The following is a 16,314-nucleotide window of genomic DNA, read 5'->3' as shown; positions in this document are numbered from 1 at the left end:
CGCGCTGTCAGTGCCGTCCTGTTGTATGGAACGCATGGAGCACACGAGCAACGCGGATCTCCGGGCGGCGGCCGACACTGTCCTCGCCCGTCTCGTCGGGGACGTCTCCGGAACGGCCCGGCTGCGCGAGGACCAGTGGCGGGCGATCGAAGCACTGGTCGCCGACAAACGCCGCGCCCTGGTCGTCCAGCGCACGGGCTGGGGCAAGTCCGCGGTCTACTTCGTGGCTACCTCGCTGCTGCGGGCGCAGGGCAGCGGGCCGACCGTGATCGTGTCCCCGCTGCTCGCGCTCATGCGGAACCAGGTCGAGGCAGCGGCCCGGGCCGGCATCCACGCCCGGACCATCAACTCCTCCAACACCGAGGAGTGGGAGGCCGTTCAGGACGAGATCGCCGCGGGTGAGGTCGACGTCCTGCTGGTGAGTCCTGAGCGGCTCAACAATCCGGACTTCCGGGACCAGGTCCTGCCCCGGCTCGCGGCCGCCACCGGCCTGCTGGTGGTGGACGAGGCGCACTGCATCTCCGACTGGGGCCACGACTTCCGGCCGGACTACCGCCGGCTGCGCACGATGCTCGCCGACCTCCCGCCCGGTGTGCCGGTGCTCGCGACCACCGCCACAGCCAACGCGCGCGTGACCGCCGACGTCGCAGAACAGCTCGGCACCGGCGGCAGCTCGGACGCCCTCGTGCTGCGGGGCCCGCTGGACCGGGACAGCCTGAGTCTGAGCGTGCTACGGCTGTCGGACGCCGCGCACCGGATGGCCTGGCTCGCCGAGCACCTCGACGAACTGCCGGGGTCCGGGATCATCTACACGCTCACCGTGGCCGCCGCCGAGGAGGTCACCGCCTTCCTCCGTCAGCGCGGGCACACGGTCGCCTCGTACACGGGCAAGACGGAGAACGCCGACCGGCAGCAGGCCGAGGAGGATCTGCTCGCCAACAAGGTGAAGGCGCTGGTCGCCACGTCGGCACTCGGTATGGGCTTCGACAAGCCAGATCTGGGCTTCGTGGTGCACCTCGGTTCGCCCTCCTCCCCGATCGCCTACTACCAGCAGGTGGGCCGCGCGGGACGCGGCGTGGAGCACGCCGAGGTGCTCCTGCTCCCCGGGAGGGAAGACGAAGCGATCTGGGAGTACTTCGCGTCGCTCGCCTTCCCCCCGGAAGACCTGGTGCGCCGCACGCTCGACGTCCTCGGGCACGCGGAGAAGCCCCTCTCGCTGCCCGCCCTGGAGCCCCTGGTGGAGCTGCGCCGCTCCCGCCTGGAGTCCATGCTCAAGGTCCTTGACGTGGATGGGGCGGTGAAGCGGGTCAAGGGGGGCTGGATCGCGACCGGGCAGCCTTGGACGTACGACGCCGAGCGGTACGCGTGGGTGGCACGGCAGCGCAAGGCCGAGCAGCAGGCGATGCGCGAATACGCGTCGACGTCGGACTGCCGGATGGAGTTCTTGCAGCGCCAGCTGGACGACGAGGCCGCCAAGCCGTGCGGTCGCTGCGACAACTGCGCGGGCCCGCGCTTCACCGCGGACATGTCCGGGGAGGCGCTCGACGCCGCGCGCGTGGACCTGGGGCGTGCGGGTGTCGAGGTGGAGCCCCGACGGATGTGGCCGACCGGGCTGCCGGCGATCGGGGTGGACCTCAAGGGACGCATCCCGGCCGGCGAACAGGCCGCTCCGGGACGTGCGTTGGGACGCCTGTCGGACATCGGCTGGGGCAACCGGCTTCGGCCCATGCTCGCGGCCCAGGCCCCCGACGAGCCCGTGCCGGACGACGTGGCGAAGGCCGTCGTGGGCGTGCTGGCCGACTGGGCCAAGGGGCCCGGCGGCTGGGCCCCGGGCGTGCCGGACCCGCAGCCCCGCCCGGTGGGCGTCGTCACCGTCGCCTCCCGCACACGCCCCCGGTTGATCCACTCCCTGGGAGCGCGTATCGCGGAGGTCGGCCGACTGCCACTGCTAGGGGCTGTCGAGTACGCGGGTGAGGTGTATCCGGGGCCCCGGAGCAACAGTGCCCAGCGGCTGAAGGCGCTCGACGGGGCACTGGTCGTGCCGCCCGCCCTCGCGTCCGCCCTCGCCGAGGCCCAGGGCCCGGTGCTCCTCGTGGACGACTACACGGAGACCGGCTGGACCCTCGCGGTCGCGTCCCGCATGCTCCGGCGCTCCGGTGCGCAGGAGGTGTTGCCGCTGGTGCTGGCCGTGCAGGGCTGACAGCACGTCGAGAGGCGCGGTCACCGCATCCTCGCCGGACATCGGCCCCTTGCCCGGATACCGCCACCTGCCCGGTCTGGCACACCTCTGGACACCGCGCACCCCTGTGACGTACGAACGTGTCGTGCTCGAACGCCCCATGGGTGGCCCGGCGACGCACAGGGTGAGGATATTAGCCGCGCATCATCTGATAACGGTCGACTGCGCCAATTGCTCGTTGCCGCATTCAAGTTCGACAGGAAGAATTGAGGTCCGCTCCCGCACGGCACGACCGCCGATCCGGTAGGGCTTTGCTGCGGTGCGCGCTCCCAGATTCCGACCCCGCCCGCAGTGTGGGCGCGTAGCCGAAGGGAGGACCGTGACCTTCGGATTCGCTCCGGCCTCGGCAGCGGCGTCGACGTCCGCCGCTTCCGCCAACCGCTTGCTCGAACCCGCGGAATGGGCCGCCGCCGGGATCCCGTTGCTCCGCAACCCCCGTGAAGTCGTCAGCGGACTGCACGCCCGGCACCACCCGCAGCCGGCGACCGCTGTCATCGCCGTACTCGATCCGGACGAGCGGCTGCGGGCGAGCGCCTCGTTCGTCCGCCGGGCGGCCCCGGCCGACGGCTGGATGTTCCGCAACGTCTTGCTGGCGCAGCTGCGCCGGATCATCCCGCACGATCTGCGACGCCGCACACCGGTGCGCACCGCCGTGCTGCTCTACTGCCGTGAGGGCGACGCGCGTTGGACCGAAGAGGACGGCGCGTGGATGTGGGGGCTGCGCGACGCCTGCACCCTGCACGGGTTGCGCTGCGGGGCGTACATCACGCTGACCCGCGACGGTTGGCAGGTGCTCGGCGAGGGCCGCGGCGGACGCCGCCCGCACTCCGCGTCGGCACCGGAGCCGTTCGACACGTCGGAGGCACCGCCGCCGCTGCCGCGCACCGGTGGCGCCGCCTCCGAAGTGCTGCGCCGCGCTGCGGCGGCACGCTGAGGTCTCTGGACAGACCGTCCCTGAGCAGACGTCCCTGAGCAGACAGTCCCCGAGTAGACCGTTCCGCGCGGACTGGGGTCCGCACGGACTGGGGGGCTGCACGAACTGAGGGCTGCACTCCGCCGTACGGCACGCCACGGTTCCTGCGACCGGCAGCCGGAACGAGCACCCTGACAGCGCTGAGGCCACTCGGGCAGAGCCGCGCGCTGCGACGGCGTCCAGCCCTCCGGGCTCGCCGAACCACCCGCCGTGCAGAGCCGCCGCAGCGGCGCCTGAGGTCAGCCCCGGGCGCCCGACCGGACGCCACGGCACCTACTCAGACGCTCGTGCCCAGCACCGAGTTGATCCGCTGCGGATCACCGCAGACGATCAGCAGGGCGGTGGCCCGGGAGTGGGCAAGGGACAGGGCACTCGCGGCTGCGGCCTCGGCACCGCCGTTGACGGCGACAACGACCACAGGACGAGACGCGGCGCGGCCGGCGACGGTGGCGTCCGTGTAGAAGACATCGTCACCGGCGTCGTGCTGGGCCCAGTAGGCGGTCTCGCCGAACGACAGCTCGTGGGCAGCCCACGGGTGCTGTTCGCCGGTCGTGATCACCAGGACGTCTCCGGGGGCGCGACCGGAGTCCAGGAGCAGGTCCACGGCCTCCTCGGCGGCGTCGAGCGCGCCTTCGGCGGAAGCCGGGATCAGCTGGATCTGCGGGGTGGCCGGAGCGGCGGCACCGGCTTCGGGACCCGACGGACCGGGCTTGGCGGCCGCGTCACGCGGCGTGCGCTGCACCGGCGGCGCGGGCCGGAGAGGACCGGGACGACCGGGACGCGACGGAGCCGCGGGACGGGGGCCGGGTACGGGGCGAGGGGTCGGCGCGGTGCGGCCGCTGGCCGGAGTGGCGCGGGGACCCTGGGCACTCTCGTGAATCTGAGGCTCCTCGGGAATGAGAGGCATGGGTTGATATTTATCAAACGTTGGTACGGCCCGCGTCGGCGGGTGGCGCATGCGTGCGAACGAAACCGTCAGAAATCGAAGCCCAGCTGACCCTCGATTTCCGGAACGCTTCCGTCCGTCCAGCTGCGGACCTTCTTGAGGTGCCGCCACTGGGGCAGCGCATCAAGATACGCCCACGACAACCGGTGGTAGGGGGTGGGGCCCCGCTCCGCCAGTGCGGCCTTGTGCACGGGTGAGGGATACCCGGCGTTGTCCGCAAAACCGAAGTCTGCATGGTCGATACCCAGTTCGGCCATCATTTTGTCGCGCTGAACCTTGGCGATCACCGAGGCCGCCGCGACCGCCACGCACGACTGGTCGCCCTTGATCACCGTACGGACCCGCCAGGGCGCACCGAGATAGTCGTGCTTCCCGTCGAGGATGACCGCGTCGGGGCGGACCGGCAGGGCGTCCAGGGCACGCCCTGCGGCGAGCCGCAGCGCGGCCGTCATCCCCAGGCTGTCTATCTCCTCCGGGGAGGCGTGACCCAGGGCGTACGACGTCACCCACTTCCGCAGTTCCTCGGCGAGTTCGGTGCGTCGCTTGATGGTGAGCAGCTTCGAATCGGTGAGACCCTCGGGCGGCCGGCGCAGTCCGGTGATCGCCGCACAGACGGTGACGGGACCGGCCCACGCACCGCGCCCCACCTCGTCGACACCTGCAACGATCTTCGCTCCGGTCGTGGCTCGAAGGGAGCGCTCGACGGTGTGAGTAGGCGGTTCGTACGGCATGGCGACCCTAGGTTACGCCGCCCGGAACCGCGCGCGACACCCCGGTCGGCCCTGGCGGTGCCACGGCACTCGCCGACCCCTGTCAGGCGCCGCTCGCCCGCAGCAGCGGAACCATCAACTGGTCGATCATCTCCTCGATTTCCTGGTCCCGCCATTCACAGCCGCACATCTTGGAGCGGTACATCATCATCGCCGGGATGGCGTCGAAGACGTATCCATTCGCAGCGTCGGAACGCACCTCGCCTCGCCTGATCCCGCGCTCGACGACTTCCCGCAGCATCTTGATGGTGGGCTCCACGACCCCGTCGAAGATCACGGCATGGAAGCGCTCGGCCTGCGTCGTGTCGCATTCGTGAATCACCGAGCGAAGCGCGAAGCCCGGGCGGGAGAACATCGCGTCGCGGGCTCTCCGGCAGAGCGCCAAGAGGTCCTCACGCACGCTCCCCTCGTCCGGTACCGCGTCGAAGTGCGGCAGCCCGGCGCGCAGAGCGTCGGCGACGAGGTCCTCCTTGGACGGCCAGCGCCGGTAGACGGCGGCCTTGCCGGTCTGGGCACCGGCGGCGACGCCTTCCATCGTCAGGCCGTTCCAGCCGACGGTGCTGAGTTGGTCCAGCGCGGCGTCGAGGATCGCGCGTTCGAGCACGGCGCCGCGGCGACGGGCGGCCGTCTGAGCGGGGGCATCCGCCCAGCTCGGGGTAACCATCGAACTTTCTCCAACGAGCAGATGAAGCGGGGATTTCGGGGTTGGGGGACGTGCCGGACGGCGGCAAAGGGGGACGCGCCGCACGACGACGCCAAAAGTGAACGCTTGCGTTCACTGTCGGGGACTCACTACCTTTGACGCGGCAGTGAACGCGAGCGTTCACTAACGCACTCGTGGGGGACCCATAGTGACAACCTCTCCATTGCTCAAGGACCAGAAGCCAGCTCCGGCACGCCGGGAGGGACACCCCGGCATCGCGCTCACCGTCATCGCGGCCTGCCAACTCATGGTGGTACTCGACGCGACGATTGTGAACATCGCGCTCCCGCACATTCAAGACGCACTCAAGTTCAGCACCACCGACCTCACCTGGGTCGTCAGCTCCTACACACTCACCTTCGGCGGTCTGCTGCTCCTCGGCGGCCGCGCCGGTGACATCCTCGGGCGCCGCCGGGTGTTCATGACCGGCATCCTGCTGTTCACCTTCGCCTCGCTGCTCGGCGGGCTCGCCCAGGAGCCGTGGCAGTTGCTTGCCGCGCGGGTCCTCCAGGGCGTGGGAGGCGCGATCGCGTCGCCCACCTCGCTGGCGCTCATCACCACCACGTTCCCCGAGGGTCCGGAGCGCAACCGGGCCTTCGGTGTCTTCGCCGCGGTGTCCGCCGGTGGTGGCGCCATCGGCCTGCTCGCGGGCGGCATGCTCACCGAGTGGCTCGACTGGCGCTGGGTGCTCTTCGTGAACGTGCCGATCGGCGTGCTGATCGCCGTACTCACTCCGCTCTACATCAGCGAGTCGGAACGGCACACCGGACGTTTCGACATAGCGGGCGCGGTGACCTCGACCGCGGGCATGGCGTCCCTCGTGTACGGCTTCATCCGGGCGGCGGACGAGGGCTGGCGGGACAGCCTCACCATCGGGTCCTTCGTCGCCGCCGTGGTCCTGCTGCTGGCGTTCGGGATCATCGAGTCCCGGGCCAAGGAGCCGATCACGCCGCTGCGGATGTTCACCGACCGGAACCGCTCGGGCACGTACGTGATCATGCTGAGCCTCGCGGCGGCTATGTTCGGCATGTTCTTCTACATCGTGCTGTTCGTGCAGAACGTGCTCGGCTACAGCCCGATCGAGGCGGGGCTCGCCTTCCTGCCCGTGACCGTCGTGATCGCGCTCGGCGCGGGCCTGTCGCAGCGGTTCCTGCCGGTGCTGGGCCCCAAGCCGTTCATGCTCCTGGGCTCGGCGCTCGCGGCGATCGGACTGGCCTGGCAGGCGCTCATCAGCTCCGACAGCTCGTACGTCGGCGGGGTTCTCGGTCCGATGCTGGTGTTCGGCTTCGGCATGGGCCTGAACTTCGTGACGCTCACGCTCACCGCCGTGTCCGGTGTCGCCCAGCACGAGGCGGGCGCAGCCTCCGGACTGCTCAACACCACGCAGCAGGTGGGCGGATCGCTGGGTCTGTCCATCCTGACGACCGTGTTCGGCACGGCGACCAGGGACGAGGCGGAAAAGCAGCTTCCGCAGTTCATGGCCGAGGGCTCCCCTGAGCAGAAGGCGGAGTTCGCGACGACGCATCAGCTGCCCGCGCCGTGGGGGCACGAGGTACTGGCCCAGGGCATCTCCGCCGCCTTCGTCCCGGCCGCGGCCATGGCCGTCCTCGCCCTGGCCACCGCCTGGTTGGTGATCCGGGTCCGCAAGAGCGACCTGGAGGCGCTCTCCGGCTCGGCCGGGCCGGGGCTGGGCTGACGCAAAGGCATGGCTAGACGGCTCCGGCGGCTTCCCGGCGGGCTCGACACGGGCCCGCCGGCGGCTGCCGGGCCGGTCCGCGACCGGCCGCGCACGTCCGACGCGGCGTGCGAATGCCTCCCACCAGTGGATCAGAACAGCCGACAGGAACTCCATGACCCCCCTTCCCGCTCCTCTACGCACCTCCAGCGTGCGCGCCCTCAGGGCTCGCACAGCGGACGTCACGACAACGAGCGGCCGGTCACGGAGAGTTCCCGATGCGCACGGAGAGTTCTGATGGCTAGACCGAAGCTGATCCAGAACTCATGCAGGACCGCTAGACCGACGCAGGCACCCAGTCCGGCAGCAGCTCGGTGCGTTCCACCCACTCGGCCGGCGGCGCCCCCGCCTTCCCCGAGGCGATCACGCCGCCCACGATGGCACAGGTGGTGTCGACGTCCCCGCCGACCTGCGCGGTCGTCCAGAACGCCTGCTGGTAGTCACCGAGACTTCGCGCCGCCGACCAGAGAGCGAAGGGCACGGTGTCGTGGGCGGTCGTCCGCCGTCCGCACCCCAGTACCGCCGCGACCGTGGCCGGGTCGGCGTAGTCGAGCATGTCCCGGGCCCGGCGCAGTCCCGCACCCACCGCGCTCTTCTTCGGCACCAGCTCGATGACCCCGTCGAGGAGGGCTTCGGGACCGGGCGGCCCGCCGGGGGCGGCGGCGAACGCGGCGGCCGCGGAGACGGCCATGGCGCCGACGACGGCCTCGCGATGCTGGTGGGTGGTGTAGGCCGAGATCTCCGCCTGGTGCGTCGCCTGCTCCGGGTCGTCCGCGTACCAGGCGCCCAGCGGGGCGATCCGCATCGCGGCGCCGTTACCCCAGGAGCCCTGTCCGTTGAAGAGCGCGGCGGCGAGTTCCCGCCAGTCACCGCCCTCCCGGACGAGCCGCAGCAGGCGGTTGACCGCGGGGCCGTAGCCCCGGTCGAAATCGTGGTGCTCGGCGAAGGAGCGGGCCAGGGCGTCCTGGTCGATGCGGTGGTGAGCGAACAGGACAGCGACGACGGAGCCGGCCATCTCCGTGTCGTCGGTCCACTGCCACGGCCCGGTCGGAAGCTCGCGGCGCTTCAGCAGCGGGTAGTTCACGGGCACGAAGTACTGGGAGCCCAGGGCGTCCCCGACGGACAGTCCGCGCAGGCTGGCCAGGGCGCGGTCCAGGCGCTCGTCGGTGGAGGAATCAGCGGTCATCGCCCTGCCACTCTATCCAGTGATCCCGTAGGGCTCGGGATCTCGCCAGCGGTCGAACGGCCGGTCAAGGGTGTACTTGCCGTCGTCTCCCAGAACGAGCATCCGCACCTCGCCGTTCCCCGGGTTCGACAGCGACTCGAACTCGGCGACCGTCCAGTGGAACCACCGCATGCAGAACAGCCGCATGGCCAGACCGTGGGTGACGATCAGGACGTTCGGCGGATGGTCGGGATCCTCGAAGCTGCGGAACAGGCTTTCCAGGAAGCCGCCGACCCGGTCGTAGACGTCGGCGCCGGACTCGCCCTGGGCGAAACGGTAGAAGAAGTGGCCGTACGCGTCACGGTAGGTCTTCTGGAGGCGGACCTCGTCCCGGTCCTGCCAGTTGCCCCAGTCCTGCTCGCGCAGCCGGGGTTCCTCGCGCACCCGTATGAGCCCGGGGTCGAGGCGGAAGGCGCGCAGTGTCTCGTGCGTGCGGCGGTACGGGGAGACGTACACGCTGACGCGTTCGCCGCCGAACAGCTCGCGCAACCGCTCGCCCGTCGCCTCCGCCTGCCGCCTGCCCCGCTCGGTCAGTGCCAGGGCGTGGTCGGGTTCACGCTCGTACACGGAGTCATCAACATTGCCCGTTGACTCGCCGTGCCGGACAAGGACGATGCGCCGTGGTCGTGCCATGCCAAAACCCTAGATCGGGTGAGGGCCCGTCGAGCACTCGTACCGTGCCCATACAGCGTAGGTCACACACATCCTGCACCACAGATCACACAGGTCGCACGGCCGTCCGACCGGGATCAATCAGTCCAGGCCCGTCCGGACCGGCCGAGATCAGACGGTCCAGCTCGGTTCCATGTCCACGACGTCCCCGGTGAGCGCCGCCACGTCCGCCTCCGTCTGGGCCCGCAGGGCGAGCCGCTCCACGCGTTCGGTGCGGTATTTGCCGTGCTCGGCGGCCGACCGCCACATCGACAGAATCATGAACTCGTTCCCGGACGCCTCGCCGAACAGCCCGCGCACCATGCCCGGCGAGCCGGCCATCGCCGGGTTCCAGACCTTCTCCTGCATCAGCACGAAGTGCTCGACCCGCTCCTCGTGGACACGGCAGAGCGCCACGCGCAGCAGGTCGGCGTCCGTGAAGCGCGGTTCGAAGCCGGTCTTCACGTCGAAGCGGTAGTCGAAGAGCCTGACCTGGGCGTCCTTGAACGTGCCCGACTGGGCCGACGCAAGCCGGTCGTGGGACCGTGCCATGAAGGAGTCGTAGAAGGCGCGGCTCTCCCAGAACGCGAAGATGTGCGCCACGTCCTGCCGCCCCCGGCTCCAGCCACCCCCCTGTCCCCGAAACCCCGGCTCCCCCAGAAGCCCCGCCCACTTCCGCTGCCCCCGCTCGAAACCGCGGCGGTCCACCACGGTGCAGCGAATCCACTTGACCAGCACCGCGCCATGGTAAGGCCACGGAGCGTGGCGCCGGTCACTCTCGGCTGGACCGCTCTCCGGCGCGCGCACGCGCATGCGTGGCAGGATGGGCAACCAGTCATGGCTGCCCGGCAGTTGCGGCGATCGGGCGGGTCGGTACGGGGAAGGGGACGCTGGTGGACGGGCTGAACAAGGGGCTGCGCAAGGTCGAGATCGCGGTGCGGTGGGATCCCAGTCCGGCGGGACAGCCGTCCACCGACCTGGACCTCGTCGCGGCGACCTACCTGGCGGAAGCCCCGCACGGTGATCCCGCCTATGTGGTGCACTTCGACAGCCGCTCCCCCGACGGCACCATCTATCTCAACCGGGACAGCAAGGACGGCCAGGGCTTCGGCTACGACGAGGTCATGACGCTGGAACTCGACCGGCTCGACAACCGCTACGCGCGCGTGGTGGTCGGAGTCGTCATCCAGCAGCGCCCGGCGGAGCGCACGTTCGTCAGTGTGGTGAACCCCGGGCTGCGTATCCGCGAGGGGTACACGGTCCTGGCCGAGGACGACTTCGGCCGTGTCCTGGGGGCCACGGCGGCGACGGTCGCGGAGTTCGTCCGGGACGGTTCCGGGCCCTGGGACTTCCGCCCCGGCCTCCATGGTTTCGAGGGTGACCCCCTGGACTTCGCCAGGACGATGGGTGCCGCACACCGGCCGTGAGGTCTCCCCGAAGAGCCCGCGGCAACCAGGGGTGAACTCGGTCTTCCGGACGGCTGGGACTGCGAGGCCCGGCTGGTCGACGGCCGCTGGGTCGAACGCCGCCGACCGCTCCCAGGGACGCACCTTGGGGCTGTTCCTGCGGGCTTTGCACAGGGCGGACACCGATGAGGCCGTGCGACGCGGAGTGCCACCCGGGCGGGAGGTACTCCGGGAACGCGCCGCCCTGACGGACGACTTCCGGGCGCGCGTGCTGCCCCTCCTGCCGTCGGACCGGCACGAAGCGGCCTCCGGCCTGCTGAAGGCCGTCAGCACGCTGCCCGCCGGGGCCCTCGTCCACGGGGATCTCGGACTCGGGCGTCTGCTGGCCCGGGACGGTGTCCTCACCGGGGTCATCGACTTCGGTGACACGCACATCGGAGACCACGCCGTCGATCTGGCATGGGCGTGGTACGAGGTCACGCACGGGTTGGACACCGGCGACCAGTACGCCGTCCGTTCAGGGCTGGACGGCGTACTGGACAGGCTCCCCGGCATCCGCAGTCTGTGACGACGAGAGGGGCACCGGCCCGAAGGCGGTGCCCCTCTGTCATCGGCTCAGGCGCTCGGCGTCAGCTGCAACCGCTGGTGGAGCCGCAGCCCTCGCAGATGTAGCAGGAACCGGCGCGCTGCATCTTCGTGCCGCAGGAGAAGCACAGCGGGGCGTCGGCCTGGATGCCCAGCTGCATCTCCACCAGTTCGGCACTGGTGTGGGCCGTCTGCGGGGCGGGCTTGGCCGCCTCTTCGTTCTTCGGCGCGGAGACGGCCTTCAGCTCCTGGGCCCGCGGCGCCGACTGGGCCAGGCCCTCGACGTCCACCTCGTCCTCGTTCGGCTCGTACGAACCGGTCTCCAGGTGACGCTGACGCTCCTCGGCGGAGTGGATGCCGAGCGCGGAGCGCGTCTCGAAGGGCAGGAAGTCCAGCGCCAGGCGGCGGAAGATGTAGTCGACGATCGACTGCGCCATCCGCACGTCCGGGTCGTCCGTCATGCCGGCCGGCTCGAAGCGCATGTTCGTGAACTTCGAGACGTACGTCTCCAGCGGCACGCCGTACTGGAGACCGACGGAGACGGCGATGGAGAAGGCGTCCATCATGCCCGCGAGGGTCGAGCCCTGCTTGGACATCTTCAGGAAGACCTCGCCGAGACCGTCGTCCGGGTAGGAGTTGGCGGTCATGTAGCCCTCGGCACCGCCGACGGTGAAGGACGTGGTGATGCCGGGGCGTCCCTTCGGAAGGCGCTTGCGGACCGGGCGGTACTCGACGACCTTCTCGACCTTGGCCTCGACGGCGGCGGGCTCCTCGGTCTTCTCCTCCCACTTCTTGGTGGAGAGCGGCTGGCCGACCTTGCAGTTGTCGCGGTAGATCGCGAGCGCCTTGACGCCCAGCTTCCAGGCCTCGAAGTAGATCTCCTCGACCTCCTCGACGGTCGCCGTCTCCGGCATGTTGACCGTCTTGGAGATGGCGCCGGAGATCCACGGCTGGATCGCGGCCATCATGCGGACGTGGCCCATCGGGGAGATGGCCCGCTCGCCCATGGCGCAGTCGAACACCTCGTAGTGCTCGGGCTTGAGACCGGGCGCGTCGATCACATTGCCGTGCTCGGCGATGTGGGCGACGATCGCCTCGATCTGCTCTTCCAGGTAACCGAGACGGCGCAGGGCCTGCGGGACCGTGCCGTTGACGATCTGCATCGAGCCGCCGCCGACCAGCTTCTTGAACTTGACCAGCGCGAGGTCGGGCTCGACACCGGTGGTGTCGCAGGACATCGCGAGGCCGATGGTGCCGGTCGGGGCGAGCACGGACGCCTGGGAGTTACGGAAACCGTTCTTCTCGCCGAGGCGCAGCACGTCCTGCCACGACTCGCTGGCAGCGGCCCACACCGGGGTGTCCAGGTCGTCCATGCGGACGGCCTTGTCGTTGGCGTCGGAGTGCTGCTTCATGACGCGCTTGTGGGCGTCGGCGTTGCGGGCGTAACCGTCGTACGGGCCGACGACCGCGGCGAGTTCGGCGGAGCGGCGGTACGCCGTGCCGGTCATCAGGGAGGTGATGGCGCCGGCGAGGGAGCGACCGCCGTCGGAGTCGTAGGCGTGGCCGGTGGCCATCAGCAGGGCGCCGAGGTTGGCGTAGCCGATGCCGAGCTGGCGGAACGCGCGCGTGTTCTCGCCGATCTTCTGGGTCGGGAAGTCCGCGAAGCAGATCGAGATGTCCATCGCGGTGATGACCAGCTCGACGACCTTCTGGAAGCGCTCCGCCTCGAAGGACTGGTTGCCCTTGCCGTCGTCCTTCAGGAACTTCATCAGGTTCAGCGAGGCCAGGTTGCAGGACGTGTTGTCCAGGTGCATGTACTCGCTGCACGGGTTCGACGCGGTGATCCGGCCGGACTCGGGGCAGGTGTGCCAGTTGTTGATGGTGTCGTCGTACTGGATGCCGGGGTCGGCGCAGGCCCAGGCGGCCTCGGCGATCTTGCGGAAGAGCGACTTGGCGTCGACCTCCTCGATGACCTCACCGGTCATCCGGCCGCGCAGGCCGAACTGGCCGCCCTGCTCGACGGCCTTCATGAACTCGTCGTTCACACGGACCGAGTTGTTGGCGTTCTGGTACTGGACGGAGGCGATGTCGTCCCCGCCCAGGTCCATGTCGAAGCCCGCGTCGCGCAGGACGCGGATCTTCTCCTCTTCCTTGACCTTGGTCTCGATGAAGTCCTCGATGTCGGGGTGGTCCACGTCGAGGACGACCATCTTGGCGGCGCGGCGGGTGGCGCCACCGGACTTGATCGTTCCTGCGGAGGCGTCGGCACCGCGCATGAAGGAGACCGGACCGGAGGCGTTGCCGCCGGAGGAGAGCAGTTCCTTGGAGGAACGGATCCGGGAGAGGTTCAGGCCGGCGCCGGAGCCGCCCTTGAAGATCATGCCCTCTTCCTTGTACCAGTCGAGGATCGACTCCATGGAGTCGTCGACGGACAGGATGAAGCAGGCGGAGACCTGCTGGGGCTGCTTGGTACCGACGTTGAACCAGACAGGGCTGTTGAAGCTGAAGATCTGGTGCAGGAGGGCGTACGCCAGCTCGTGCTCGAAGATCTCGGCGTCGGCGGGCGAGGCGAAGTACTTGTGGTCCTCTCCGGCCTTCCGGTACGTCTTCACGATGCGGTCGATCAGCTGCTTGAGGCTGGTCTCGCGCTGCGGGGTGCCGACGGCACCGCGGAAGTACTTGCTGGTGACGATGTTGACCGCGTTCACCGACCAGAAGTCGGGGAACTCGACGCCACGCTGCTCGAAGTTGACCGAGCCGTCGCGCCAGTTGGTCATGACGACGTCACGGCGCTCCCAGGCCACCTCGTCGTACGGGTGGACCCCAGGGGTGGTGTGGATGCGCTCGATACGCAGGCCCTTGCTCGCCTTGGTGCTCTTGGCGCGGGAACTCCGTGCCGGACCACTCGCCGTCTCTGTCATGCCGCCTCCCTGTACGGGCGAAAACGCCCTGAAGTGCCCCGTTGTTCCCGTGGCACGGTGTTCTGTCTGGTGTTGCGGGCACCCACTCACCTCGCCCGCAACAGGTCTTCACATCGCCGCCGTCCGGCCGGGCCCGGAGCTGCCGTCCGGGTCCGGCCCGCCGGTCAGTCGGCGGCGCCTGCGGGCTCGGGGACGTGTCCCGTCCCTCCGGGCCCGCGGTCGTCTTCCTGACTCCCCGCCCCCGCGTCCTCGCGGTCTCCGTCGTCCGCGCCGGGGCGTCCCGTCTCGTCCCTGAGCTCCTCGATGGCCGCCTCGAAGTCCTCGAGCGAGTCGAACGCCCGGTAGACGGAGGCGAATCGCAGATATGCGACGAGGTCGAGCTCCTGCAACGGGCCGAGTATGGCCAGTCCCACGTCGTGGGTGGTCAGCTCGGCGCTTCCGGTGGCCCGCACCGCCTCCTCGACCCGCTGGCCGAGCTGGGCGAGCGCGTCCTCGGTGACGGGCCGTCCCTGACACGCCTTGCGCACACCATTGATGATCTTGGTGCGGCTGAAGGGTTCGGTGACTCCGGACCGCTTGACCACCATGAGCGAGCACGTCTCCACGGTCGTGAAACGACGGGAGCAGTCCGGGCACTGGCGGCGCCTGCGGATGGACGTGCCGTCGTCGGTCGTACGGCTGTCGACGACACGGCTGTCGGGGTGCCTGCAGAAGGGGCAGTGCATGAACTCCAACCCTCCTCACAGCAGACTCATAAGCGTCGCTGGGCTTCTTTCGCCCCACGAAGCAGCCCCAAGCATAGGCGATGACCATGGGCACGAAGACCCGGGGGACCACAACTTGTGGGCTGCTGCTGCAATCCAACCACTAGATGTGGGGATTGGCTCATACATGCACGCCGTACGCGCGCGTCGCATTGCATAGACGCAGGTGACACGCGACCGGCCGGCCGCGCCGACCTCGTACGTCCTCGACGGCACCACCCAACACGCCCGGGTCGACCTCACCGGCCGCATCCGTACACGCTCAGCCGTATCGCTGCGACACATGCGGAGATACCGTGGGCGCGGCGAGGAGGGGACGTGGGACTCCCGCACAGATGGGGGCTGGTCCCAGGGCAGGAGAATGCCGGATGGCAGACTGAGGCAACAGCCCCGAGGTGATCGCCCCGGCGGTGAAGAGTACAGCAATGGGCGCTTTTGCCCGCCAGGTGGAGCGGTAGCCAATACACCCGGACACATGATCGCGTCAGCCGATTCGCGATTTTTCACTCGAACGTGTGTTTGGCGCAACCTTTCGAAAGCAACTACCGTTGTCCAGCAGGGAGACCATCGAGAGGGGCCGACGTGACCACCACCGCAGACAGTGCCGCCATCACTGCCCAGGACCGCTCCCAGGGCCGACTGGAGCCGGTGCACGCGATGACCGAAGCCACGAACCCTGAGGGGCACAAGCGCTCCCTGCCGGGACGACCTCCCGGCATCCGGGCGGACAGTTCCGGACTCACCGACCGCCAGCGCCGCGTGATCGAGGTCATCAGGGACTCCGTGCAGCGGCGCGGCTACCCGCCGTCGATGCGCGAGATCGGCCAGGCCGTGGGCCTGTCCAGCACGTCCTCCGTCGCACACCAGCTGATGGCACTGGAGCGCAAGGGCTTCCTGCGCCGCGACCCGCACCGTCCGCGCGCGTACGAGGTGCGCGGTTCCGACCAGGCCGCCTCCGTGCAGCCCACGGACACCGCGGGCAAGCCGGCCGCGTCGTACGTCCCGCTGGTCGGCCGCATCGCCGCCGGTGGCCCGATCCTCGCCGAGGAGTCCGTCGAGGACGTCTTCCCCCTCCCCCGCCAGCTCGTCGGCGACGGTGAGCTCTTCGTCCTGAAGGTCGTCGGTGACTCGATGATCGAGGCCGCCATCTGCGACGGCGACTGGGTCACGGTCCGCCGCCAGCCGGTCGCCGAGAACGGCGACATCGTGGCCGCGATGCTGGACGGAGAAGCCACCGTCAAGCGCTTCAAGCGCGAGGACGGCCACGTCTGGCTCCTGCCGCACAACGCGGCCTACGAGCCGATCCCCGGCGACGACGCCACCATCCTCGGCAAGGTGGTGGCCGTACTGCGCCGCGTCTGAGACCGCGCACCGCGTCGGGTGGGCCCAGTCGGCC

The 16,314-nt window shown here is 69.7% G+C and carries 14 protein-coding genes; 6 read left to right on the top strand and 8 right to left on the bottom strand.

Translation table 11 applies throughout. The features are described from left to right. The first annotated feature begins 34 nt into the window (after positions 1-34). Positions 35-2,200 carry a RecQ family ATP-dependent DNA helicase gene (locus ACH4G3_RS00355; protein WP_397622341.1) on the top strand — a complete coding sequence of 722 codons (2,166 nt, stop codon included), beginning with the start codon at positions 35-37 and terminating at the stop codon, positions 2,198-2,200. A 358-nt stretch (positions 2,201-2,558) separates the two neighbouring features. Then, positions 2,559-3,173, top strand: coding sequence for a hypothetical protein (locus ACH4G3_RS00350; protein ID WP_397622340.1), 615 nt, complete (start codon positions 2,559-2,561; stop codon positions 3,171-3,173). Between the two features lie 316 nt (positions 3,174-3,489). Here ACH4G3_RS00350 and ACH4G3_RS00345 read toward each other — a convergent pair whose 3' ends face one another. The 3 genes from ACH4G3_RS00345 to ACH4G3_RS00335 form a co-directional block, all read right to left on the bottom strand. Beyond that, positions 3,490-4,119, bottom strand: a complete 630-nt coding sequence (locus ACH4G3_RS00345) for a hypothetical protein (protein ID WP_397622339.1) — start codon at positions 4,117-4,119, stop codon at positions 3,490-3,492. Positions 4,120-4,187: 68 nt separating this feature from the next. Next, on the bottom strand, positions 4,188-4,889 hold the full coding sequence (locus tag ACH4G3_RS00340; protein WP_020274573.1) for a ribonuclease HII: 702 nt from the start codon (positions 4,887-4,889) through the stop codon (positions 4,188-4,190). 82 nt (positions 4,890-4,971) lie between these two features. After that, the gene (locus tag ACH4G3_RS00335) at positions 4,972-5,592 is read right to left on the bottom strand and encodes a TetR/AcrR family transcriptional regulator (protein WP_397622338.1); all 621 of its coding nucleotides are present in this window, start codon (positions 5,590-5,592) and stop codon (positions 4,972-4,974) included. A gap of 187 nt (positions 5,593-5,779) precedes the next feature. On the opposite strand from ACH4G3_RS00335, the gene ACH4G3_RS00330 reads away from it, so the two are divergent. After that, complete coding sequence (locus ACH4G3_RS00330; RefSeq protein ID WP_397622337.1) at positions 5,780-7,327, top strand: MFS transporter; 1,548 nt, start codon at positions 5,780-5,782, stop codon at positions 7,325-7,327. A gap of 316 nt (positions 7,328-7,643) precedes the next feature. Here the strand turns inward: ACH4G3_RS00330 and ACH4G3_RS00325 are convergent, their stop codons facing one another. The 3 genes from ACH4G3_RS00325 to ACH4G3_RS00315 form a co-directional block, all read right to left on the bottom strand. Next, positions 7,644-8,552: an ADP-ribosylglycohydrolase family protein gene (locus tag ACH4G3_RS00325; RefSeq protein WP_397622336.1), complete on the bottom strand. Its 909-nt coding sequence runs from the start codon at positions 8,550-8,552 to the stop codon at positions 7,644-7,646. A 12-nt stretch (positions 8,553-8,564) separates the two neighbouring features. After that, positions 8,565-9,224, bottom strand: coding sequence for a histidine phosphatase family protein (locus ACH4G3_RS00320; protein WP_010034874.1), 660 nt, complete (start codon positions 9,222-9,224; stop codon positions 8,565-8,567). Between the two features lie 150 nt (positions 9,225-9,374). Beyond that, positions 9,375-9,980, bottom strand: a complete 606-nt coding sequence (locus ACH4G3_RS00315; RefSeq protein ID WP_397622335.1) for a YdbC family protein — start codon at positions 9,978-9,980, stop codon at positions 9,375-9,377. Positions 9,981-10,135: 155 nt separating this feature from the next. On the opposite strand from ACH4G3_RS00315, the gene ACH4G3_RS00310 reads away from it, so the two are divergent. Together ACH4G3_RS00310 and ACH4G3_RS00305 are read left to right on the top strand one after the other, a co-directional pair. Next, a complete protein-coding gene (locus ACH4G3_RS00310) occupies positions 10,136-10,669 on the top strand; it encodes a TerD family protein (RefSeq protein ID WP_397622334.1) in 534 nt (177 codons plus the stop codon). Continuing rightward, the gene (locus ACH4G3_RS00305) at positions 10,608-11,216 is read left to right on the top strand and encodes a phosphotransferase (RefSeq protein ID WP_397622333.1); all 609 of its coding nucleotides are present in this window, start codon (positions 10,608-10,610) and stop codon (positions 11,214-11,216) included. Before ACH4G3_RS00310 ends, ACH4G3_RS00305 begins: the two co-directional genes overlap by 62 nt. 61 nt (positions 11,217-11,277) lie before the next feature. Here ACH4G3_RS00305 and ACH4G3_RS00300 read toward each other — a convergent pair whose 3' ends face one another. Together ACH4G3_RS00300 and nrdR are read right to left on the bottom strand one after the other, a co-directional pair. Further along, complete coding sequence (locus tag ACH4G3_RS00300) at positions 11,278-14,154, bottom strand: vitamin B12-dependent ribonucleotide reductase (RefSeq protein ID WP_397622332.1); 2,877 nt, start codon at positions 14,152-14,154, stop codon at positions 11,278-11,280. Positions 14,155-14,318: 164 nt separating this feature from the next. Continuing rightward, positions 14,319-14,879, bottom strand: coding sequence for a transcriptional regulator NrdR (gene nrdR / locus ACH4G3_RS00295; protein WP_397622331.1), 561 nt, complete (start codon positions 14,877-14,879; stop codon positions 14,319-14,321). 621 nt (positions 14,880-15,500) lie between these two features. Here nrdR and lexA point away from each other — a divergent pair. Continuing rightward, positions 15,501-16,280, top strand: coding sequence for a transcriptional repressor LexA (gene lexA, locus ACH4G3_RS00290; RefSeq protein WP_020274563.1), 780 nt, complete (start codon positions 15,501-15,503; stop codon positions 16,278-16,280). Positions 16,281-16,314: the final 34 nt, after the last annotated feature.

The sequence above is a fragment of the Streptomyces afghaniensis genome (genome assembly GCF_044327915.1).
Taxonomy (GTDB): domain Bacteria; phylum Actinomycetota; class Actinomycetes; order Streptomycetales; family Streptomycetaceae; genus Streptomyces; species Streptomyces afghaniensis.
The sequence above is the reverse complement of the archived record's forward strand: the minus strand, read 5'-3'. Positions and strand labels throughout refer to the sequence as shown.